The sequence below is a fragment of the Alcaligenes endophyticus genome (assembly GCF_026344035.1).
GTDB lineage: Bacteria > Pseudomonadota > Gammaproteobacteria > Burkholderiales > Burkholderiaceae_B > Alcaligenes > Alcaligenes endophyticus.
Window position 1 is genome coordinate 23,308 of the sequence record NZ_JAPKND010000004.1, and the last position, 21,239, is coordinate 44,546.

Below are 21,239 nucleotides of genomic sequence, written 5' to 3' on the forward strand. Positions count from 1 at the left end.
ACACTACTGCATTGCCTTGCGTTCGCGGCGTACTTGTATTCGATTAGCGATTAAGACAAATATTCCAATGAGTAAAATAAACAAGGTTGCCAAAGCGTTAATTTCCGGGCGCAAGCCCAAGCGTACGCGTGAGAACACCTCGACAGGCAAGGTGGTATAACCTGGCCCAGACAAAAAAGAGGCAATCACCACGTCGTCAAGCGATAGAGTAAACGCGAGCAACCATGCCGCCATCAAAGCGGGAGCGATCGTGGGCACCACAATAAGGAAAAAAACCTTAAGTGGCGTAGCGCCTAAGTCTAAGGCAGCTTCTTCTTGGGAGCGATCTAGTTCGCGGATGCGGGCCTGAATAATCACCGTCACATAAGCCATACACACTAACACATGGCCTACCCAAATAGTAAACACACCATTTTGTTCGGGCCAACCAAAAATACTGCCTAGCTCTACAAACATGAGCAGCAAAGAAATACCCAACACCACCTCTGGGATAACCAAGGGAGCGCTGACTAAACCGATGTACAGCACAAAGCCACGAAAGCGTCCCATACGTGCTAAGACATAGCCTGCCCACGTACCCAATCCCAAAGCCGCCGTCGCGGTTAAGCCGGCCACTAAAAACGATAACCTCGCTGCCGCCAGTAAGGCCTGATCTTGGAACAAGGCTACGTACCAACGCAATGAGAAGCCTGACCATGAGGTCATGATGGCAGAGTCATTAAATGAAAACACCATCAGAAACAAAATAGGCACATACAAAAAGGCAAAACCCACGCCTAATGACAACGCACGCAGTAAAGGATTTGGTTTAGTCATTAGCTTGCCCTACCTTGCTTTTCCAATTGACGCATTTGACTGTACTGGAACAGGATTAAAGGCACTATCAGGATCAAGACCATCACACAGGTGACCGCCGCAGCCATGGGCCAGTCGGCATTATCAAAAAACTCGCTCCACATCACCCGACCTATCATCAGGGTATCGGCTCCACCCAACATTTGTGGTATCACAAACTCCCCTACCGACGGTATGAACACCAACATCCCCCCAGCAATCACACCGGGCATAGATAATGGCAAAGTGACTTGTAAAAATGCAGTCCAAGGTCGAGCACCTAGATCGTAAGCGGCCTCTAGCAAGCGTAAATCCAACTTCACTAAATTGGCGTACAAAGGCAGAATAAAAAACGGCAAATAGGCATACACCATCCCTATATAAACCGCCAAGTCTGTACGGTAGATTTCCAAAGGCTTATCAATCAAGCCCAGTGCCATCAACAGATAATTAAGTAAGCCCTCATCCCGCAAAATGCCTACCCAAGCGTAAACGCGTAATAGCAGTGACGTCCAAAAGGGCAAAATAACGCCAAGCAATAACAAATTACGCGTGCTGGGTGCAGATCGCGCAATATAGTAAGCCATAGGGTACCCAATCAGAATACAGCACAAGGTGGTGACGGCCGCCATGCGGACCGAACTGATATAGGTGTTCAAATACAAACTATCGGTGAACAGTAGCATATAGCCACGCAAGTTCACGAATAAGGACAACATTCCGTCTTCCAGCTTGGTTAAGGCTGTATAGGGCGGCACACCGAAGTTCAAGTCAGCAAAGCTGATCTTGAGCACCAATAAAAATGGCACTAATAAAAATAGCACCATCCAGATATACGTAGGGGCAATCACCCAGAACCGACGGACGGTTCTGGGATTACCCAAGCTGATCTTTCTCATGAGCTTAGTACCGTAGCGCTGTCATCTGACCAACTGACATACACCTCTTCGTCTACTCCCGGGGCATCGGGTTGAGCGAGAGACAAACTGGGCATATGGGCCTCGATTTGCATCCCCGAGTCTAGACGTATTTGATAACGAGCAAAACTGCCCATCCAAGCTACGTGCACAACCATGCCATGTGCCCAATTTGTATCCTCTTTGGGCATATCACGCAGCACCTGTATTTGCTCGGGACGAATAGATACGAACACATCCATACCTAGAGGCTCGCTAATACCATGACTCACCAATAAAGGACGATTCAGGGCATCACATTCGATATGCACATAGTCTGGCTCATCGACCGTAATCGTACCTGGAAACAAATTAGTCGAACCAATGAAGCTTGCTACGAATCTAGAGTTAGGAAAGGTGTAAACATCGTAGGGAGTGCCGCACTGCTGAATCTGCCCCTCGGACATCACCGCCAGGCGATGCGCCATCGTCATGGCTTCTTCTTGGTCGTGCGTAACCATAATGCATGTAACGCCGACTTGCTCTAGAATTTTGACCAGTTCTATCTGCGTATTTTGGCGTATTTGCTTATCCAATGCAGACATAGGCTCATCCAGCAACAAGAGCTTAGGCCGCTTCACTAAGCTGCGCGCTAACGCTACACGTTGTTGCTGTCCGCCCGATAACTGATTAGGTTTGCGACGCGAGTACGCCCCCATTTGCACCAAGTCTAACGCTTCAAAAACACGCTCGTGTATTTCTGCCTTAGCCACCCCTTCTTGCTTTAGGCCAAATGCCACGTTGGCCTCTACCGTCATATGCGGAAATAATGCATATGATTGAAACATCATATTGACCGGACGTTTATACGGCGGTAAATCAGTAATGTCTTCATTATCCAAGTAAATACGGCCCGACGTGGGCTCCTCAAACCCTGCCAGCATTCGTAGCAAGGTTGATTTCCCGCAACCGGAGCTGCCTAAAAGGGCAAAAAATTCGTGTCTACGCACGCTCATGTTTACGGACTTCACGGCTACAGTGTCGCCAAAAATTTTGACAACCTCTTCCACACGAACAAAGTCTTCCTCCCCTGCCGACCAGGAGGGGGAAAAGCTACGGGTGTCTTGCATGATTTCTAGCGCCCTGATTTCAACTCGGACCACAAACGGTTTTGCAGACGCTGCACTGGCAACGGCTGAGGTTTGATGACGTATAAACTCTTAGCCACCTCGCCCTCCGGATAGATCATAGGATTATCCGCGACTCGCTTGACAACATGTTTACGCGCTTCCTGATTGGCATTCGGAAAAAACATGGTGTTGGTAATTGCCGCGTGCACCTCGGGAGTTTCAATGTAATTGATAAACTCATGTGCCTCGTCGACATTCCCCGCACTTTTAGGGATGGCCATGGTATCAAACCAAATAGGCGCACCGCCTTGCGGAATGTAATAGTCGATACTGTAGGGCTTTCCAGCGTCCTCAGCACGCGTGGCCGCAATCATGACATCACCTGAATAGGCAAAGACCATACATAAATCGCCGCTTGCGAGCTCATCGATATAGCCCGATGAGCTGAATTGACGTATATAAGGGCGGATTGTCTTTAGTAAGTCTAGCGCAGCCCGCAAATCATCTGGATCGCTACTGTTTGGGTCTTTGCCCAAATAATGCAAGGCGGCAGGAAACACTTGCGCCGCTTCGTCCAAGACGGAAATACCACACGCACGTAGCTTTTCTGCGTTTTCAGGTTTAAACAACATGTCCCAGTTGCCCAAGTCCACGTCGTCGCCCATGATTTCTTTGACACGACTAACATTGTAGCCTAGGCCGTTTGTACCATAGCCCCATGGCACCAAGTAGTCATTACCCGGATCAACATCCGCTAAGACCGCCATAATTCCTGGGTCAAGATACTTTAAATTAGGGAGCTTCGATTTATCTAGTTTCTGGAACAGACCACCCTCAATTTGGCGCGCAGCATAGTGTGTCGACGGAACGACGACGTCATACCCTGACTTACCCGTTAGCAACTTTGCCTGCAAGGTATCATTGCTGTCGTAGGTGTCATAACGAGCTTTAATGCCCGTTGCTTTTTCAAAACCGGAAATCGTATCTGGTGCCGTGTACTCAGCCCAGTTATAAACATTAACTACCTTACTCTGCGCTATGCTGGGCATGACAGCCCCTGCAGCAACAAGCGTGGTCAACAGTAGTGGTTTACACATTCCCAAATTCATCGCGAGCCCCCTTCCAAAAGAAAGCGAAAAACCCAAAAGGCGTGATGATAAAGCCTTTTTGCACACAGTGGCGCATCAAGATTGCATCAGGCTTGAATAAATAAGATAAAATTTTTGCCACCAATGCTCTCCTGCTTGACCATGCAGCTTGACCAGAGAGCGACGCAGGCGCAATAAATTTTGTTGTATCAGTCTGGATGTTAGGGGAACTTGCTGAGCACGGTCAAAATCAATCAACCAAGCGGCCATCCCATCATCCAATAGAATATTGTAGGCGTTCAAGTCGGCATGCCAAACACCAAGCTGATGCATACGGGCAATCTCTATCGCCACGGGTTGTAAATACACATCACTCAAGTCACTGGCTAACGGTTTAGCACCGGGAATGCGTGCCGTTATTAATGCTGCCGTGTAACACAAGCCGTGGCGCCACCAGTAAGCACCAAGAACTTTAGGCACCGCCACATCCTGCTCATAAAGATACTCCATGATTTGAAACTCCCGCCACGAGCGAGTGCGCTCGGCCCCTGCCCAGAAGTAAAGACGATCAGTAACTTTAGCCATCAGACCGCCTCGGCGATAATGGCGCAGTACGACATCCCCAAATGAAGTAGTAATAAACCAAGCTGCTTGGCGCCCCCCCTGTCCCACTTTTTGCGCCTGCTCGCCATAAGTGAGCTCGTCAAAAATAGCTTGTATGCTCACTGGCTGAGCATTTGGCAAGCGATCTGCCAGCGTCTGATCCAGCAAAGCCCCCCCTTGAGGATAAGAGAACAATGAAACCTGGGCAGAGATTGTATTTTGAGTCATACGCTTAATAGCAATAAGGGCACCATCAATAACAACATACAGGCAAACGCCAAGCGCAAACGAGACTCGGAGCATGCAAAAGCCAAGCGCACACCATAGGGCACCAGAGCAATGCTACCCAACGCTAAAGGTATACCGACCAGCCAATCGGCTTGGCCATGCCAGCTATATGTACCTAAAGCCACGACAGTGCCCGGTATCACCATACTTAGCGCCAACGCCTGTGCCTGAGTTTGGCTATAGCCCATACGAGCCACCAAAACGGGAACAATCAACACAGAGCCGCCAACCCCAAACACACCACCAAACGTGCCAGCCAAGGCGCCTAACGCTAAGTAACGGTAACGAGTGTAGACTGTGGCCTTAACAGAAGCATCAAGCCGCGGAACGGAAAGGCGATGCCTTAAAACGTAGCTTTGATAGAAATAATACAGCGACATTCCCACGACAAAAACAGCATAAATCATGCGTAACAAACCCGCATCCATCGCTAATGCCAAGCGGGCTCCCAGCCAAGTAAATGCCACGGTGCTTAGCGCGCCCGATAATGCAGCACGCTTATCTATTTTTGAGCGTCGATTGTAATGGCGCACAGAAAGCAAAATCGCTGGCAACACCATTATTAACGCGGTGCCTTGTGCCAGCGCTTGATCCATCCCAAGTAACAAGCCCAGTAAAGGGATCGCAATCAAGCCTCCCCCTATACCAAGCAAACCACCTGTAAATCCTATCAGGGCACCTGCCGACAAGCACACGGGAACCAATATATACCAGTTCAATCGCTATGCATCCCGCAGTCGCGCTAAGGCTTGCTCTACCCGTTCAACTGGCCAAATCTCTAAGCCCTCTATTTCTTGTCGAGGAGCATTAGCTTTCGGAATCAAAGCCTTGGTAAACCCCAATTTAGCCGCCTCTCGCAAGCGCTCCTGACCTCTGGGGGCCGGCCGTATTTCGCCAGCCAAACCCACCTCGCCAAACACTACCAAGCCTTTGGGTAGAGGTTTGTTATTGAGCGAGGACTGTATCGCCAGTAAAACGGCCAAATCAGCAGCTGGTTCACTGATTTTCACACCTCCTACGGCGTTCACAAATACATCTTGATCGTACGTAATAACGCCGGCATGTCTATGCATCACCGCCAACAACATCGCTAGTCGGCTGCTTTCTAACCCCAAGGTCAAACGCCTAGGATTAGGCACATGCGCCGTGTCTACCAAAGCTTGTATCTCTACCAGCAAAGGACGCGTGCCTTCTTGAGTCGCCATGACACAAGAGCCGGGTACATCTTGCTGATGCTGCGACAAAAACAAAGCCGAAGGGTTACCTACCCCGCGCAACCCTTTTTCAGTCATGGCAAAGACGCCCAGCTCATTGACCGCGCCAAAGCGATTTTTAAAAGCTCGTACCAGTCTGAATGAGGAGTGTGTATCACCTTCAAAATACAACACGGTATCTACTATATGCTCTAACACTCTAGGGCCAGCCAAGCTCCCATCTTTGGTAACATGACCTATAAAAATCATCGAAATGCCGCTTTGCTTTGCCAGCCTCGTCAACTGCGCAGCACACTCACGCACTTGGGAAACAGAACCTGGTGCCGCGGAGAGCTGATCTGAATATAAGGTTTGAATGGAGTCAATGACCACCACTTGTGGCTTATGCGTTTGTAAGGCTGCTGAAATAGACTCCAAACGTATTTCAGCTAGTAAATCTACCCCTACTACAGGCACTCCCAGCCGCCGCGCACGTAAAGCCACCTGCTCAGCAGACTCTTCACCAGTGACATAAAGCACCGCTGTTCCTTGACTCGCTAACGAGGACACAGCCTGGAGCAATAAGGTGGACTTGCCTACGCCGGGGTCTCCTCCGATAAGGATAACCCCTCCGTGCACCAAGCCTCCACCAAGTACACGATCAAACTCACCAATACCACAAGGTTGACGCGACTGCTCGCGTGCCTGCACCTCAGCAAGGCTTTGTACAGGACTGGAGCCCGCAAGAGAGGCAAATCGATGCGCATCCTCTCCGGCAGCCTGCTGCACCTCTTGCAAACTATTCCAAGCATCACAATGAGGACACTTTCCGGCCCATTTGGGACTTTCTCCACCGCACTCCTGACACACATACGCGGTACGAACTTTAGACGTTTTTCTGGTAGCCATGTAGTTATTTAACGCCCTCCTAGTGTGCCACCGCCATCCACGCCGATATCCTGTCCAGTAATGTAAGCGGCCTCGTCACTCAATAAGAAGGTGACCAAGGCGGCGACATCGGCAGGCTGTCCAACGCGTCCGAGTGGAATGCCTGCCAAAATTTGTTGCTCTGACTCACTGCCTATGGCGTGCTCTGTGCGAAATGCTTCTGTTTCGATAGGACCGGGTGACACCGCATTCACGGTAATACCATAAGGTGCTAACTCTAGGGCCCAAGTCCGCGTGCATCCCAACAATGCACTTTTGGCTGCGGTATAACTGGTGCAATTGACCGCACCATGCGTGGCGCGGCTGCATATATTGATGATACGCCCTTCTTTACGAGCTTTCATGGACGCGACAAAAGCCTGCGTAACTTGCACTGCCACACGCACGTTCAAGTCAAAAGACTGATACAAGGCAGCCAGGTCCACCTGACCGAGTGACTCGGGTGCGCTCATGCCGACATTATGCACCAGAGCATCCACGGGGTATTTTTCCCGAATGACGCGCAACACTTCTTCTGTTTCGCCCGCATTGCTTAAGTCACAGGCGTATAAATACCCTGGAAAATCGATATTGTCGGTGTGGCGTGCCAAACCGACAACATGTGCCCCCAAGTCAGCAAGACGTTGACTGATCGCCCAACCTATTCCCTTGGTAGCCCCAGTAACCAATACACATTTATTTTTCATGAGCAAGTTTACACCTTCAAGTCCTGAATATGACGAGGAACTCGCGGCGCAACTGCACACATTAACTCATAGCCTAAAGTTCCGGAATGTGCAGCCACTTCATCTATGCTAGGGCCATTTTCGCCCCATAGCACAGCCCGACTTCCTACCCCGGCGGCTGGCACAGGCGTTAAATCAACCATTAACATATCCATGGATACACGCCCTAACAAGCGTGTTCTGATGCCATTGACATAAATAGGTGTGCCCGAGGGAGCATGACGTGGATAACCGTCGGCGTAGCCACAAGCAACAACACCAATGCGTAGGGGCTTATCGGCAACAAAGGTATAGCCGTAACCAATACCTTGTCCGGCCTCTACACCCCGCACGCTAATAATATCGGCGGCTAAAGTCATGGAAGGCAGCAAACCAAAATCAGTCGCCGGAATATGGGCGAAAGGTGAGCTACCGTACAAACATATACCAGGGCGTACCCACTGCTCTGCAGCAGCAGGCATATGAGCCCCTAAATCTGGACTTAAGGTTGCAGCGGAGTTACACAAACTAATTGGCCCGGGCAACTCAGCAGTCACCGCGATAAAACAATGAATCTGCTCAATGGTGGTGTGGACATCATCATCTGCCCGTGCAAAGTGTGCCATTTTCCCAATACTGGCCACTTTCCCTGCAGCCTGCAAACTTTGTGCTTGGCGAAAGGCTAACGGGTAATCAGGCACACTAAAGCCAAGACGATTCATCCCCGTGTTTAACTTTAACCAAATGCGTATTGGTACAGTCCCACCCCAACGCTCTAGCATATGTAATTGCTCAAACGTATGCACCACCACCGTTAGGTCATGGCGTGCAACAATCTCGAGATCGCTGGGTTCAAAAAAGCCCTCAAGCAACATAATGGGATGTTTCCATCCCAGCTCTCGGCACAGTACGGCCTCGGCTACATCTAGCATCGCCAAACCATCTGCTTGCTCAAAGGCGCGCACGGCTTGTGCTATACCATGCCCATAGGCATTGGCTTTAATGACCGCCCAAACACGCGGTCGAGCCTGTCCAGTCAGAGCAGTAGCGCTGTTGAGCGACTGAATAACAGTGTGTAAATTGTGTTCAAGTGCTGGCAGACTGATGGTCGCCAAAATCGGACGTGGCATGAATCTCCCCTACGGAATATGAAAGTCTAAACCGAACTACACAGAAGGGAAAGTACAGAGAGATTACGCGAAGCGTCACACTACCTTATACTTGCGTTCTATGTCAGTCGATCATTATGAAAACTTCCCCGTTGCCTCCGTACTTTTACCACGGCGCCTACGCACTCCGGTAGCAAATATATATAGATTTGCTCGTACTGCCGATGATATTGCTGACGAAGGTGATCATCCTGCACAAGAGCGCTTGCGATTACTACAAGAGTACGAGGGCAGGCTGCAAGACATACAACACGGCTTGCCGATTGTCTTAGGCAGCCCACACTACGAGGTCTTTGCGCCCCTGGCACACGTCATCCAAGCGCACTCTTTGCCACTTACCCCTTTTCACGACTTATTGTCTGCCTTTCAGCAGGATGTGACTGTACAACGCTATGCCGACATAGGTGGTTTACTTAATTATTGTCAGCGCTCCGCCAATCCAGTGGGTAGAATTTTGCTGCACTTGTATGAGCACTATGACGACGAACTGTTGAGTATGTCGGATGCTGTCTGTACAGGCCTACAACTTACTAACTTTTGGCAAGATATCGCCATAGATTGGCAAAAGCATCGTGTTTACATTCCACAAAACCTGCTTCACGAGCATGGACTCACGGAAGAGTACATAGCGAACCGCTGCCTACTTATACGTCAACCCGACGCTGACCAAGAATGGTCAGCGCTTATGGCTAAGCTAGTCGAAGACGCACGACAACGGTTAAAATCGGGCCTACCCTTGCACCAAGCCTTGCCGGGACGCATTGGCCTAGAGCTAAAGCTGATTGTACTTGGAGGCTTGCGGATACTAGAGCGCTTAGACCAACTTTCCTATGACGTCTTTGCTCAACGTCCTACACTAGGGAAAAGCGACTGGTTACGTCTACTGTGGCGTAGCACCCGCTCCACTCCCTCTATTTAACCTGGCTACCTTTCCTAATCATGAGTCCCGACGAATATTGTCAGAACAAAGCTGCCCGTAGTGGTTCCAGCTTTTACTATGCCTTTTTATTTCTGCCCCCTGAGCGCCGTAAGGCTATTACTGCCCTCTACGCGTTTTGTCGCGAAGTGGATGATGTCGTGGACGAGGTTAGTGAAGAGTCTGTCGCACGCATGAAACTAGTCTGGTGGCGCACTCAAGTCGATCAGCTTTTCCAAGGCCATGCCCAACACCCGGTCATGCAAGCATTAATGCCCCATATCCATACCTATGACTTAAAAGCCGAGCATATGCTGGCCGTCATCGATGGTATGGAGATGGACCTGGAAAAGGCCCGCTATGAAACGTGGGATGAACTTAAAAACTACAGTTGGCATGTGGCCAGCGTGGTCGGACTCATGTCCGCCCGTATTTTTGGACAAACACAACCACAAACCAGCGATTACGCCGAAAAACTAGGCTTAGCCTTTCAGCTCACTAACATCATCCGCGACGTGGGTGATGATGCCCGCCGCGGCCGCATTTACCTACCTCAAGAAGATCTAGAGCGTTTTAAAATTCGCAATACAGAAATCCTGGATCATCAGCACTCAGAGCGTTTTGAGGCCTTAATGCAGTTTCAAACTGAGCGAGCAAAGCGCTTATACCAAGAGGCATTACAGGCCTTACCAGAGGCTGATCGACGAGCACAACGGCCAGGTTTACTCATGGCCGCCATCTACCATGCTCTATTAAATGAAATTGCCCATGATCGCTGGCATGTTCTAGAACAGCGTATCGCATTGACACCGATCCGCAAGCTTTGGTTGGCGTGGAAAACATGGGTACGCGGTGGACGCAACTTAACGCAACAGTTCAAGCTATGAAAGTGGCCGTGGTCGGGGCAGGATGGGCAGGAGCGGCCGCTGCCTACCGACTGCAACAAGCAGGACACCAGGTCACCGTATTTGAGGCCTCCAGGCATGTGGGGGGGCGAGCGCGCAGCAACTATAGCCCCAAACTAAACCTTACCGTGGATAACGGGCAACACATCTTGCTAGGGGCCTACTCAGCGATCTTAACGCTCATGCAGTCACTCGGGCTGGACCTTAGCCAACGATTGCTGCGTGACGACTTAAGCATACGTTGCGCTGATCACTCACTTGTTTTACGCACTGCAGCGCTTCCCGCCCCTTGGCATTTACTCTGGGGGGTGCTGAATGCCCAAGGCCTAACGCTTAGAGAAAAATGGCAGCTCTTACGTATCTGTACACAATTACGGTATCAACAGTGGCAGGTGCCTGTAGGACAAACAGTTCAGCAATGGCTCCGACAAGGCAAACAAAGTGATCGTCTGGTGCGTATTTTTTGGCAACCACTATGCGTCGCTGCCATGAACACACCGATAGATATTGCGTGCGCGCAATTATTCGCCCATGTGCTACGCGATAGCCTCGGCGCTACGCGACAAGCCAGTCAAAGCCTGATTCCTTTATGCGGTCTTAGTGAACTCTGGTGCCAGCATGCATTAGCCCAGACAGATTTACGTCTTGGTACGAGAGTAAACACCATTAAGCAAGAGACCAACGGCACCTATCTACTCAATGAGGACACCTATCACGCGGTGATTGCGTGTGCTCAAGCGCCTCACACGGCCAGTCTTCTCCAAGATCTGCCCCCTGCCCTAGGAAGCGTAGAGTTACTGCAAAGCATGCAAGCCATGCAACATATCCCAATTGCCACGGTGTACCTAGAGTTAGAGGCCCCTTGGTGCTTACCGCACCCTATGTGGCTGCTCCAAGAGGACCCACAGGGCCTAGCCGCAGGACAATGGCTATTTGATCATTCATGCTTGCATCCTGAGTCCACCTTGCTCGCAGTGGTGATCAGTGACGCAGGACGCTTACAGCATACCGCTAAAGACACCATTATTGATGCCGTCATCGCTCAGATAGCAACACAAACGGCGCAATGGGCTCCCCCTATGCCTAGCGTGCGCGGAAGTGAGTTGATCATGGAAAAACGGGCAAGCTTTGCCGCTACTCCCGGACTTCAACGTCCTGACAACCGCAGCCCTTGGCCTGGCCTGTACCTAGCTGGCGATTGGACAGACACAGGCTATCCCGGAGTATTAGAAGGCGCGGTTCGCAGTGGCCTGCGAGCAGCTGATTTATGCTTGCAAGACTATAAAAAAGAGACGTGCCCAGTTACCCACTGTTAAGCCAATGAATAACTGAACACAAGCGGCTTAACTCGCTTTATACAGGTGCATGCTGTTCAATGTAGGCACGTACCTGAAGCAAATCGGCATCCATCACTACCACTTTCTGCGGTAAGTCTGCCAACTGCGCTAAATGAGCAGGAATAGGAGCAGGCGCTCCAGTAGCTTCTTCTATGGTTTCTGAAAACTTAGCAGGCAAGGCTGTTTCCAAGACCAGCATAGGAATGCCTGGCTCACGATACTGTTCAGCGACCTTAACTCCATCTGCGGTATGCGGATCAATTAACACACCATACTCTGCCTGTACTCTACGTATAGTCTCCAAGCGATCAGCGTGCGTACTGACGCCAGCCACAAAACCGTAACGTGCTTCGAACTCAGGCAAGTAGGCGCTAAGATCAAAACTGCCTTGCTCGGCCAATTGTTGCCATAAATGGCGCACTTGCTGACCGTCGCGACCTAGTAGGTCAAAGACGAAGCGTTCGAAATTAGAGGCACGCGAGATGTCCATCGAAGGACTCGATGTCGCATAGGTATGTGTTGCTGGACGAGGGCGATAAATACCAGTACGAAAGAACTCTTCCAATACATTATTTTCATTCGTCGCCAATACCAAACGGTGAATGGGCAAGCCCATCTGCCGCGCAATATGACCCGACAAAATATTGCCAAAATTACCCGAAGGCACAGCAAACGAAACCTTCTGCCCTGGCCCATTGCTAGCTCGCAACCAGCCCCAAAAATAGTAAACAACTTGCGCCGCGATACGTGCCCAGTTAATTGAGTTAACGGCTCCCAAATGCTTGGCAGACTTGAAAGCCAAGTCACCTGATAAGGCTTTGACGATATCCTGACAGTCGTCAAAAACCCCTTTTACGGACAAGTTATGAATATTTTCGTCTTGCAATGAATACATTTGTGCGCGTTGAAATGCACTCATACGGCCATAGGGTGAGAGCATAAAAACGCTCACCCCGCGTTTACCACGCAAGGCATACTCAGCCGCCGAACCGGTGTCTCCTGAGGTGGCACCAACAATATTCAAGGTTGTCTGACGTTGATCAAGCACGTATTCAAAAATTTGCCCTAAGAACTGCATGGCCATATCTTTGAACGCTAAGGTGGGCCCTTGTGACAGGCCCAATAAGGCGAAGTCTTGTTGCAAAGGCTTAAGCGGCACAATATCAGGGCTGTCAAACACGCTGGACTGATACGCTTGAGCGGTCAGTTGACGCAAGGTGTCCTTATCCAAATCATCAACAAACAAACCCAAAATTTGTGCTGCTAACTCAGCATAGCTCAGATCACGCCATGCTTCTAAAGTATCAGCCTTTACCTGAGGGTAGTGCTCGGGAACTGCCAAGCCGCCATCAGGAGCCAAACCCTCTAGCAAAATGTCACTAAAAGACAAGGGCTGCATGCCAGCACGAGTGGAAATGTATTTCATGCCTAGGCCTCAACTCGTAGACGGGTAACTGCGGAACGCACAAAGGGTAAGCTTTGGATTTGACTCAGAGCGCCGTTAATCGCTCCCTCACGCGCCTCGTGGGTAAGAAACATAATATCTGCATGATCGCCCGCAGGCTCTTGAATCATTGAACCGATAGAGATTTCCGCAGAAGCCAAAATACGTGCGACGTCGGCCAACACGCCTGGTCTATCATCCACACGTAGACGTAAGTAGTAGGCCGACTGGACTTCTTCCATAGGCAATATAGGCGTATCAGCCATCGCATCATGCTGGAAGGCTAAATACGGCACTCGCTGCTCGGGAGCCGCATTTAACAACCTAGCTACATCGACCAAATCGGCCACTACAGCGGAGGCGGTGGGTAAAGCACCGGCACCCGCACCGTAATACACCGTTTGGCCTACCGCATCACCATGCACCAGCACCGCATTCATCGCGCCCTGCACATTGGCCAACATGCTGTCAGCTGGAATGAGCGTAGGATGTACCCGCAACTCAATACCTTCTGGACGTGCTCGTGTAATACCCAACAGCTTAACGGTGTAGCCTAAACGCTGGGCATGTTGTATATCTTCTTGGGCCAATGAGGTAATTCCCTCAATGTGCGCTTTACTAAACTGCACGGGAATACCAAATGCCAACGAAGCCAATAAGCTGAGCTTGTGAGCGGCATCTATACCTTCGATATCAAAAGTAGGGTCCGCTTCCGCATAGCCCAAACGCTGAGCATCCGCTAGCGCTTCCGCAAACGATACCCCGCGATTACGCATCTCTGACAAAATATAATTAGTGGTGCCGTTGATAATACCGGCGACCCACTGAATGCGATTGGCGGTTAAGCCTTCACGCATCGCCTTAATAATGGGAATCCCGCCGGCTACCGCAGCCTCAAAGGCCACCATAACACCACGCTCGTGAGCGGCAGCAAAAATCTCATTGCCGTGCTTCGCCAGTAAAGCCTTATTGGCAGTAACAACATGCTTACCCTGCGCAATAGACTCTAAGACCCATTCACGGGCTAATTCAGTCCCTCCCACCAGCTCAACAACGATGTCTATATTTGGATCGCGCACGATCTCCATAGCATCTGTACTAATTCGCACCGAGTCACCTAGTAGCGCACGAGCTTTGGCCGTGTCTCGCACAGCGACAGCAACCACTTCAATATCTCGACCCGCACGACGTGCGATTTCGGTCGCATTGCGTTGCAACACGTCCCAGGTGCCACCACCTACGACACCTAAACCTAATAAACCTATTTTGACTGAACTCATTTAACAAAACCGTCCTTACGGAACATTTCCTTGATGCCTCGCACTGCCTGGCGTGTACGCTGCTCGTTCTCAATCAGGGCAAAGCGCACGTAATCATCCCCTAAATCTCCGAAGCCTACGCCAGGAGAGACCGCTACTTTGGCCTCGCTCAACAGACGCTTGGAGAACTCTAATGAGCCCAGGTGCTTATAAAATTCGGGAATTCTTGCCCATATATACATGGAGGCTTTGGGTAACTCCACTTCCCATCCCGCCTCTTGTAGCCCTTTGGCTAACACATCACGACGTCGACGGTACTGCTCTACAACCTCTTGCACACAGTCTTGTGGACCTTCTAGTGCAGCAATGGCGGCCACTTGAATGGGTGTAAATGTGCCATAGTCATGATAACTTTTTATACGCGCTAAAGCATGTACTAACTGTTTATTACCTACCATAAAGCCAATACGCCAACCGGCCATATTGTAGCTTTTACTCATAGTAAAAAACTCAACCGCCACATCACGCGCACCTTCTACTTGCATAATTGAAGGTGCTACATAACCATCATACGTAATATCAGCGTACGCTAAATCGTGCACGACCAAAATATTATGCTCACGCGCTAGCGCGACAATACGCTCGAAAAAAGGCAAGTCAACGCATTGCGCAGTAGGATTACTGGGAAATCCTAGAATCATCATTTTAGGCTTGGGTATAGACTCCCGCACAGCCTTATCAATTTCTTCAAAAAAATCAATCCCTGGCACCATAGGAACCGAGCGTATGTTCGCCCCTGCAATCACAGCGCCGTATATGTGGATGGGATAACTGGGGTTAGGAACTAGAACCGTATCCCCTTTGTCCAGCGTAGCTAACATTAAATGCGCTAGCCCCTCTTTTGACCCTATCGTTACAATAGCTTCATCTTCATAATCTAGGCTCACGTCATAACGCTGCTCATACCAAGCTGTAATCGCGCGACGTAAACGCGGTATACCACGTGACACAGAGTAGCCATGCGTGTCGGGGCGCGACGAAGCCTCTACTAGCTTATCGACGATGTGTTGAGGGGTTGCACCGTCTGGGTTACCCATGGACATGTCAATAATGTCTTCACCACGGCGACGCGCCGCCATTTTCAACTCAGCGGTAATGTTGAAGACATATGGGGGCAAACGCTCAATGCGCGGAAAGCTACTCATGACAGTCCTTGAAATAAGACGGAAGTATGAACATTAAACCAATGAGTTTAATGCATGAAAGCAAAACTGAGAATCGTCGTGCAACGCATGGCTAAGCCTAACAACATAACAGCTTTACGCTATTATCAGAACAGTCAACGGGAGAGCTATTGTGCAACTTCAACGAGAACACCATCCTAACCAAAATGCCATCACTGCTTACGGTGATGATTACATAGAAATTAACTTGGTCCGATACGTAAACTCCATCTACTTTTTACCAGAGGGTGACGTGCACCCACTTGCATTACGTTCTGCCCAAGAAATCACCAGTGATGAACTTGATCGCATTACAGGCCTAGATCAAATTCAACGCTCACCCATGGATTTTTTAGATGATGTTCAGCCTAGCAAGCCAGAACATGCTCCAGAGCTTATTGTGCTGGGGACGGGACATAAACAACAATTTCTACACCCTGCTGTCACGCAACGTCTGCTCAGCATGGGTATAGGAGTGGAAATTATGGATAGCCAAGCCGCTGCAAGAACGTACAATATTCTCATGTCAGAAGGCCGCAAGGTCCTCGCCATTTTGATACAGGAAAACCCATGAGTCAGTTAGAAATTGGACAGGCTATACCCGCCTTCACTGTGAGCAGTACGGCTGGAGAGCTCACCCAGGATCACCTATTAGGTCAAATCACGGTGTTGTTCTTTTACCCCAAAGACAATACGCCTGGCTGCACTACTGAATCACAAAACTTTCGTGATGCGCTATCCCAGTTTCAACAGCTAGGCGTACAAATCATTGGCGTATCCCGTGATACCTTAGCGTCACACGAGCGCTTTATTGATAAGCAAACGCTGAACTTTCCACTCATTGCTGACACCGAAGAAATACTATGCAATATCTTCAACGTCATCAAAATGAAAAATATGTACGGTAAACAGGTACGTGGTATTGAGCGCAGTACTTTTGTGATTGACGCACAAGGCGCACTTCTACACCAATGGCGCGGTGTACGTGTTCCCGGACACGTTGATCAAGTATTAGCTACTCTTACCGCACAACACTGAATCTCGCCTTACGCCCTGTCTGCAAGACAGACAGACGTAACACTCAGGAGTATGTCTTACATGCCATTACCCAGTCTGCCCACTAAAATGGGTGCTCTACTGAGCGAAGACAACTACAAGCTTGTCGCCACCGTCACCACAACCCCAGTAGAACCTGAAGCAATTCCGCCTAAGGCTCCACCTACCGCGAAGCCAAAGCCCTCCGCCACCAAAACCATTAGTAAAAAAACAAGTACTACGGCTACTACTCCTGCGCCAAGTCCTTTAGTCAGCGCCAACGGCACCCACACCAGCCCCAAGAAGCCACCCGCACCGCGAAGCAAAGTACGCCCTCGCCTCGCTAAGCTAGAACGTAAGCTATTTGTGCTCGATACCAATGTATTACTACACGACTCAAACTCGCTGTTTAAGTTTCAAGAGCACGATATTTTCTTGCCCATGATTGTGCTAGAAGAGCTCGATCATCAAAAGAAAGGTTTATCTGAGGTGGCCCGAAATGCGCGTCAAGTCAGCCGCTACCTAGAAGGTCTGGTGGGCAATCAAACCTTAGACCATGAAATTCATCTTGATGGCCTAGGAAATAGTGAGGCGCTGGGTTCTCTGCTATTCCAAACCACGGCGCTAGACACAGTACTGCCGATTACTTTACCTGATGGCAAAGCTGACAATGCCATACTAGGCGTAGTCCATGCCCTAGCTCAACTACACCCTGAGCGTGACGTCGTACTAGTGTCGAAAGACATCAATATGCGCTTGAAGGCAAAAGCCTTAAGCTTACTAGCAGAAGACTACCTGCACGACCATGTACTCGACGACTCTGACCTGCTGTACGATGGTGTCATGCCCTTACCGGCTAACTTCTGGGCGAAGCATGATAAAGACCTAGAGTCCTGGCAGCAAGGCGGTACAACCTTCTACCGCATTCACGGCCCATTATGCAGTGAATTCATGGTCAATGAATTCGTGTATACCGAAGGAGACGACCCTCTTTATGCCCAAGTGCGGGAAACCGCCGGCAACACCGCTGTGTTAGCCACTTTACGCGATTATAGTCACGGGAAAAACAATGTCTGGGGCATTACTGCACGCAATCGTGAGCAGAACTTTGCACTCAATTTGCTCATGAATGCCGACTACGACTTTGTTTCACTACTTGGGCATGCAGGCACAGGCAAGACCTTGTTAGCCCTGGCTAGTGCCTTAACCCAAACATTAGAAACCAAGCGCTATAACGAAATCATCATTACACGTGCAACCGTCCCTGTAGGGGACGATATCGGTTTTCTACCTGGTACAGAGGAAGAGAAAATGCAGCCCTGGATGGGGGCTCTGGAAGATAACCTAGAGGTTCTACATCTAGGCACAGGGAAAAACAATAGCGGTTTGTCCACGGCTGACTCTCCTCGCAACTCCACGATGGAACTAATCCGCTCTAAAATCAAAGTAAAGTCGCTGAGCTTTATGCGTGGTCGCACGTTCATGAACAAATTTCTGATCATAGACGAAGCCCAAAACCTCACACCTAAACAAATGAAAACCTTGGTAACTCGCGCTGGCCCAGGAACTAAAATCGTTTGCTTAGGCAACATTTCCCAAATCGATACTCCGTACCTTACTGAAGGTAGCTCTGGGCTTACTTATGTCGTAGATCGCTTTAAAGGCTGGCCACATGCGGGCCATGTTACTTTACAGCGGGGCGAGCGCTCACGTCTTGCCGACTATGCCAGCGAAGCCTTATAACTTACACCGCCAGGCCCCAAGCCTGGCTTTTTTCTTATGACCACACACCCTGCCCTACCCCTTGCCTTCACTATGGGCGATGCTGCCGGCATTGGCCCAGAAATTATTGTCAAACTGTTTGATGGGCAACTGAATTACCCTGCTGTTGTGTACGGGGATCCAGGCACCCTAGAACGCACTATTTTCCAGCTTGGCCTCCAAGCAAGCTTACAAGTGTGGCCAACCAAAAAACCTCTGGCAAGCCCTCAGGCAGGCCTTATTCCAGTAATCAGCCGTACCCCTCCCTTGCCCTTGTTACCGCTAGGGAAAGCTCACCCTGACGCTGGACGCGCCGCCTACGAGTACTTGTGCCATGCCATTGATGATGCACAAGCAGGCCAACTACGCGCCATCGTCACGGCTCCCTTAAACAAGCACGCTATGCAATTAGCGGGCATAGACGCCCCTGGCCATACTGAAATCCTCGCAGAGCGCACTGGCACCGAACATTACGCCATGATGCTGGTGAATCGTGACTTGCGGGTGATTTTAGTAACGATTCATGAAGCGCTAGCTAAAGTACCTAGCCTTATCACCACCGAAAAAGAGCTACACATTATTCAGCTCGCTTACACGGCTTGTCGTCAAGCGGGCATTGCTAACCCCCGAATTGCCGTGGCGGGCTTAAACCCCCATGCTGGCGAGGGAGGAAAGTTTGGGGCCGAAGACGAACTGATTATTCTGCCTGCTATACAAGAGGCGCACCGGCAGGGCATGCAAGTCAGTGGCCCTTGGCCAGGCGACACTATTTTCATGCGCGCACGCCAGGGTGAGTTTGATATTGTCGTGGCGCAATACCACGACCAAGGCCTTATACCCATTAAGTACTTAGGCCTAGATGAAGGCGTCAATGTGACCGTTGGGCTACCATTTGTACGCACCAGTGTAGATCACGGCACTGCTTTCGATATCGCTGGACAAGGGATCGCTGACCCCGCCTCGCTACTGAGCGCTGCACAACTCGCGCTAGAAATGAGTGTATCTAACAAAGTGTAAGAGCATGATCTGCACCCGCTCTGGATGCAGATCCGCTCTTACGTTTATAAAGGGGTGTAGTTCAAGAAACGCGTACTAGCACCCTGGAAAGTCAACCTAACCGTGCCAATAGGGCCGTTACGCTGCTTACCTATAATAATTTCCGCTGTTCCTTTATCAGGCGAGTCTTGGTTATAGACCTCATCGCGATAAATAAACAAAATCAAGTCGGCGTCTTGCTCAATGGCACCAGACTCGCGTAAATCACTCATCACAGGCCGCTTGTTGGGGCGTTGCTCTAGACTTCGGTTCAACTGCGACAAAGCAATTAGCGGACAATTTAATTCTTTGGCTAAACCCTTCAAAGAGCGGCTAATTTCTGACACTTCGGTGGCTCGGTTCTCACCACCACTGGAGGACATGAGCTGCAAGTAATCGATGATGATTAAGCCTAGTTGACCGCATTGACGTGCTAGCCTACGCGCCCGCGCCCGCACTTCCATAGACGACAACCCTGGGGTTTCATCAATATAGATTTGAGCCTCTTGGACTTGCTGCACTGCCTTGGTTAGTCTAGGCCAGTCTTCGTTAGTTAGCTTACCGGTACGCATACGGTGTTGATCCAACAAGCCTACAGAGCCCACCATACGCATCGCTAACTGCACTGCTCCCATCTCCATGGAAAACACAGCCACCGGCAAGCCCTGCTCAATAGCGACATGCTCACCAATATTCATCGAAAACGAGGTTTTACCCATCGAAGGACGGCCAGCAACAATCACCAAGTCACCCGCTTGCAAACCTGACGTCATTTTATCAAGATCGCTAAAACCGGTCGGCACGCCCGTCACCTCTGAGTCTCCTTCACGGTGATAAAGCTCGTCAATACGCTCTACAACCTGTCCCAATAGAGGTTGAATCTCCAAGAATCCTTGGGAACCACGCGCGCCCTCTTGAGATATCTGAAACACTCGCGACTCTGCTTTATCGAGTATTTCGCGTGCTTCTTTACCTTGTGGATTAAACGCTGCCTCGGAGATCTCATCAGCTACTGTAACTAATTTACGCAGCATAGAGCGCTCGCGCACAATTTCAGCATAACGTCGAATATTGGCCGCAGACGGTGTGTTATGAGCTAAGGCATTCAAATAAGCAAGGCCACCGACCTCTTCGGCCTTACCACTGGTGGACAATGACTCGTACACCGTGACCACGTCAGCGGGTCTGGATAGACCTATCAACTTAGTCATGTGCTGCCAAATCAATTTATGATCGTAGCGATAAAAATCCTCGTCATTCACCACATCTGCGATGCGGTCAAAGGCAGCATTATCTAATAGCAAACCACCTAATACGGATTGCTCGGCCTCAATAGAATGCGGGGGGATGCGCAGATAATCTAACGATGTATCTTTTGGGGCAGATTTGCTTTCCACTGCAGAACCTTTTTGAAAAAACAAAAAAAGCCGGTTTGCACCGGCTTTTCTTTAGCGCGGTACATCCGATGTTG

Annotated in this window: 20 protein-coding genes; 7 read left to right on the top strand and 13 right to left on the bottom strand. The window is 50.0% G+C overall.

Annotated elements, in window-relative coordinates; translation table 11 throughout:
• Window positions 1-3 precede the first annotated feature (3 nt).
• The 9 genes from OSH01_RS08520 to alr all read right to left on the bottom strand — a co-directional run bounded on the left by OSH01_RS08520 (window position 4) and on the right by alr (window position 8,814).
• Complete coding sequence (locus OSH01_RS08520) at window positions 4-816, bottom strand: ABC transporter permease subunit (protein ID WP_266123672.1); 813 nt, start codon at window positions 814-816, stop codon at window positions 4-6.
• Window positions 816-1,733, bottom strand: coding sequence for an ABC transporter permease subunit (locus OSH01_RS08525; protein ID WP_266123673.1), 918 nt, complete (start codon window positions 1,731-1,733; stop codon window positions 816-818). The genes OSH01_RS08520 and OSH01_RS08525 overlap by 1 nt, the downstream gene beginning before the upstream one ends.
• The gene (locus OSH01_RS08530) at window positions 1,730-2,860 is read right to left on the bottom strand and encodes an ABC transporter ATP-binding protein (protein ID WP_266123674.1); all 1,131 of its coding nucleotides are present in this window, start codon (window positions 2,858-2,860) and stop codon (window positions 1,730-1,732) included. The genes OSH01_RS08525 and OSH01_RS08530 overlap by 4 nt, the downstream gene beginning before the upstream one ends.
• Window positions 2,861-2,865: 5 nt before the next feature.
• Window positions 2,866-3,957 (bottom strand): polyamine ABC transporter substrate-binding protein, encoded by a 1,092-nt coding sequence (locus OSH01_RS08535; RefSeq protein WP_266123675.1) that lies wholly within the window; start codon window positions 3,955-3,957, stop codon window positions 2,866-2,868.
• Window positions 3,958-4,044: 87 nt separating this feature from the next.
• Window positions 4,045-4,779 (bottom strand): 3-deoxy-D-manno-octulosonic acid kinase, encoded by a 735-nt coding sequence (locus OSH01_RS08540; RefSeq protein ID WP_266123676.1) that lies wholly within the window; start codon window positions 4,777-4,779, stop codon window positions 4,045-4,047.
• Entirely contained in the window at window positions 4,776-5,558 is a 783-nt protein-coding gene (locus OSH01_RS08545) for a sulfite exporter TauE/SafE family protein (RefSeq protein ID WP_266123677.1), read from the bottom strand. Before OSH01_RS08545 ends, OSH01_RS08540 begins: the two co-directional genes overlap by 4 nt.
• Before the next feature lie 3 nt (window positions 5,559-5,561).
• Complete coding sequence (gene radA, locus OSH01_RS08550; RefSeq protein WP_266123678.1) at window positions 5,562-6,941, bottom strand: DNA repair protein RadA; 1,380 nt, start codon at window positions 6,939-6,941, stop codon at window positions 5,562-5,564.
• Window positions 6,942-6,949: 8 nt separating this feature from the next.
• A complete protein-coding gene (locus tag OSH01_RS08555; protein WP_266123679.1) occupies window positions 6,950-7,666 on the bottom strand; it encodes an SDR family oxidoreductase in 717 nt (238 codons plus the stop codon).
• Window positions 7,667-7,674: 8 nt separating this feature from the next.
• A complete protein-coding gene (gene alr, locus OSH01_RS08560) occupies window positions 7,675-8,814 on the bottom strand; it encodes an alanine racemase (protein ID WP_266123680.1) in 1,140 nt (379 codons plus the stop codon).
• Between the two features lie 100 nt (window positions 8,815-8,914).
• Here alr and hpnC point away from each other — a divergent pair, with 100 nt between their 5' ends.
• From hpnC to hpnE, 3 genes are read left to right on the top strand one after another with little or no spacing between them, the layout of a single operon-like run.
• Complete coding sequence (gene hpnC / locus OSH01_RS08565; RefSeq protein ID WP_266123681.1) at window positions 8,915-9,772, top strand: squalene synthase HpnC; 858 nt, start codon at window positions 8,915-8,917, stop codon at window positions 9,770-9,772.
• Between the two features lie 20 nt (window positions 9,773-9,792).
• Entirely contained in the window at window positions 9,793-10,656 is an 864-nt protein-coding gene (gene hpnD / locus OSH01_RS08570; protein ID WP_266123682.1) for a presqualene diphosphate synthase HpnD, read from the top strand.
• Window positions 10,611-11,990, top strand: coding sequence for a hydroxysqualene dehydroxylase HpnE (hpnE, locus tag OSH01_RS08575; protein ID WP_266123683.1), 1,380 nt, complete (start codon window positions 10,611-10,613; stop codon window positions 11,988-11,990). The genes hpnD and hpnE overlap by 46 nt, the downstream gene beginning before the upstream one ends.
• A 37-nt stretch (window positions 11,991-12,027) precedes the next feature.
• On the opposite strand, the gene thrC is transcribed toward hpnE, so the two are convergent.
• Genes thrC through alaC form a run of 3 tightly spaced genes read right to left on the bottom strand, consistent with a single transcriptional unit; the run spans window position 12,028 to window position 15,919 of the window.
• A complete protein-coding gene (gene thrC / locus OSH01_RS08580; RefSeq protein ID WP_266123684.1) occupies window positions 12,028-13,437 on the bottom strand; it encodes a threonine synthase in 1,410 nt (469 codons plus the stop codon).
• 2 nt (window positions 13,438-13,439) lie between these two features.
• The gene (locus OSH01_RS08585; protein ID WP_266123685.1) at window positions 13,440-14,735 is read right to left on the bottom strand and encodes a homoserine dehydrogenase; all 1,296 of its coding nucleotides are present in this window, start codon (window positions 14,733-14,735) and stop codon (window positions 13,440-13,442) included.
• The gene (gene alaC, locus OSH01_RS08590; protein ID WP_266123686.1) at window positions 14,732-15,919 is read right to left on the bottom strand and encodes an alanine transaminase; all 1,188 of its coding nucleotides are present in this window, start codon (window positions 15,917-15,919) and stop codon (window positions 14,732-14,734) included. Before alaC ends, OSH01_RS08585 begins: the two co-directional genes overlap by 4 nt.
• Before the next feature lie 151 nt (window positions 15,920-16,070).
• On the opposite strand from alaC, the gene OSH01_RS08595 reads away from it, so the two are divergent.
• From OSH01_RS08595 to pdxA, 4 genes are read left to right on the top strand one after another with little or no spacing between them, the layout of a single operon-like run.
• Window positions 16,071-16,511 (top strand): Mth938-like domain-containing protein, encoded by a 441-nt coding sequence (locus tag OSH01_RS08595; RefSeq protein ID WP_266123687.1) that lies wholly within the window; start codon window positions 16,071-16,073, stop codon window positions 16,509-16,511.
• Window positions 16,508-16,975 carry a peroxiredoxin gene (locus OSH01_RS08600; protein ID WP_266123688.1) on the top strand — a complete coding sequence of 156 codons (468 nt, stop codon included), beginning with the start codon at window positions 16,508-16,510 and terminating at the stop codon, window positions 16,973-16,975. Before OSH01_RS08595 ends, OSH01_RS08600 begins: the two co-directional genes overlap by 4 nt.
• Window positions 16,976-17,035: 60 nt before the next feature.
• On the top strand, window positions 17,036-18,715 hold the full coding sequence (locus OSH01_RS08605) for a PhoH family protein (RefSeq protein ID WP_266123689.1): 1,680 nt from the start codon (window positions 17,036-17,038) through the stop codon (window positions 18,713-18,715).
• A gap of 36 nt (window positions 18,716-18,751) precedes the next feature.
• Window positions 18,752-19,750: a 4-hydroxythreonine-4-phosphate dehydrogenase PdxA gene (gene pdxA, locus OSH01_RS08610; protein WP_266123690.1), complete on the top strand. Its 999-nt coding sequence runs from the start codon at window positions 18,752-18,754 to the stop codon at window positions 19,748-19,750.
• A gap of 44 nt (window positions 19,751-19,794) precedes the next feature.
• On the opposite strand, the gene OSH01_RS08615 is transcribed toward pdxA, so the two are convergent.
• Window positions 19,795-21,165, bottom strand: coding sequence for a replicative DNA helicase (locus tag OSH01_RS08615; RefSeq protein ID WP_266123691.1), 1,371 nt, complete (start codon window positions 21,163-21,165; stop codon window positions 19,795-19,797).
• Window positions 21,166-21,239: the final 74 nt, after the last annotated feature.

Coding starts and splice junctions, on each gene's coding strand:
- hpnD (WP_266123682.1), top strand. CDS start 9,793: ATGAGTCCCGACGAATATTGTCAGAACAAAGCTGCCCGTAGTGGTTCC.
- OSH01_RS08540 (WP_266123676.1), bottom strand. CDS start 4,779: ATGACTCAAAATACAATCTCTGCCCAGGTTTCATTGTTCTCTTATCCT.
- alr (WP_266123680.1), bottom strand. CDS start 8,814: ATGCCACGTCCGATTTTGGCGACCATCAGTCTGCCAGCACTTGAACAC.
- OSH01_RS08555 (WP_266123679.1), bottom strand. CDS start 7,666: ATGAAAAATAAATGTGTATTGGTTACTGGGGCTACCAAGGGAATAGGT.
- alaC (WP_266123686.1), bottom strand. CDS start 15,919: ATGAGTAGCTTTCCGCGCATTGAGCGTTTGCCCCCATATGTCTTCAAC.
- hpnE (WP_266123683.1), top strand. CDS start 10,611: ATGGGTACGCGGTGGACGCAACTTAACGCAACAGTTCAAGCTATGAAA.
- pdxA (WP_266123690.1), top strand. CDS start 18,752: ATGACCACACACCCTGCCCTACCCCTTGCCTTCACTATGGGCGATGCT.
- OSH01_RS08520 (WP_266123672.1), bottom strand. CDS start 816: ATGACTAAACCAAATCCTTTACTGCGTGCGTTGTCATTAGGCGTGGGT.
- OSH01_RS08525 (WP_266123673.1), bottom strand. CDS start 1,733: ATGAGAAAGATCAGCTTGGGTAATCCCAGAACCGTCCGTCGGTTCTGG.
- OSH01_RS08585 (WP_266123685.1), bottom strand. CDS start 14,735: ATGAGTTCAGTCAAAATAGGTTTATTAGGTTTAGGTGTCGTAGGTGGT.
- OSH01_RS08605 (WP_266123689.1), top strand. CDS start 17,036: ATGCCATTACCCAGTCTGCCCACTAAAATGGGTGCTCTACTGAGCGAA.
- radA (WP_266123678.1), bottom strand. CDS start 6,941: ATGGCTACCAGAAAAACGTCTAAAGTTCGTACCGCGTATGTGTGTCAG.
- thrC (WP_266123684.1), bottom strand. CDS start 13,437: ATGAAATACATTTCCACTCGTGCTGGCATGCAGCCCTTGTCTTTTAGT.
- OSH01_RS08530 (WP_266123674.1), bottom strand. CDS start 2,860: ATGCAAGACACCCGTAGCTTTTCCCCCTCCTGGTCGGCAGGGGAGGAA.
- OSH01_RS08600 (WP_266123688.1), top strand. CDS start 16,508: ATGAGTCAGTTAGAAATTGGACAGGCTATACCCGCCTTCACTGTGAGC.
- OSH01_RS08535 (WP_266123675.1), bottom strand. CDS start 3,957: ATGTGTAAACCACTACTGTTGACCACGCTTGTTGCTGCAGGGGCTGTC.
- hpnC (WP_266123681.1), top strand. CDS start 8,915: ATGTCAGTCGATCATTATGAAAACTTCCCCGTTGCCTCCGTACTTTTA.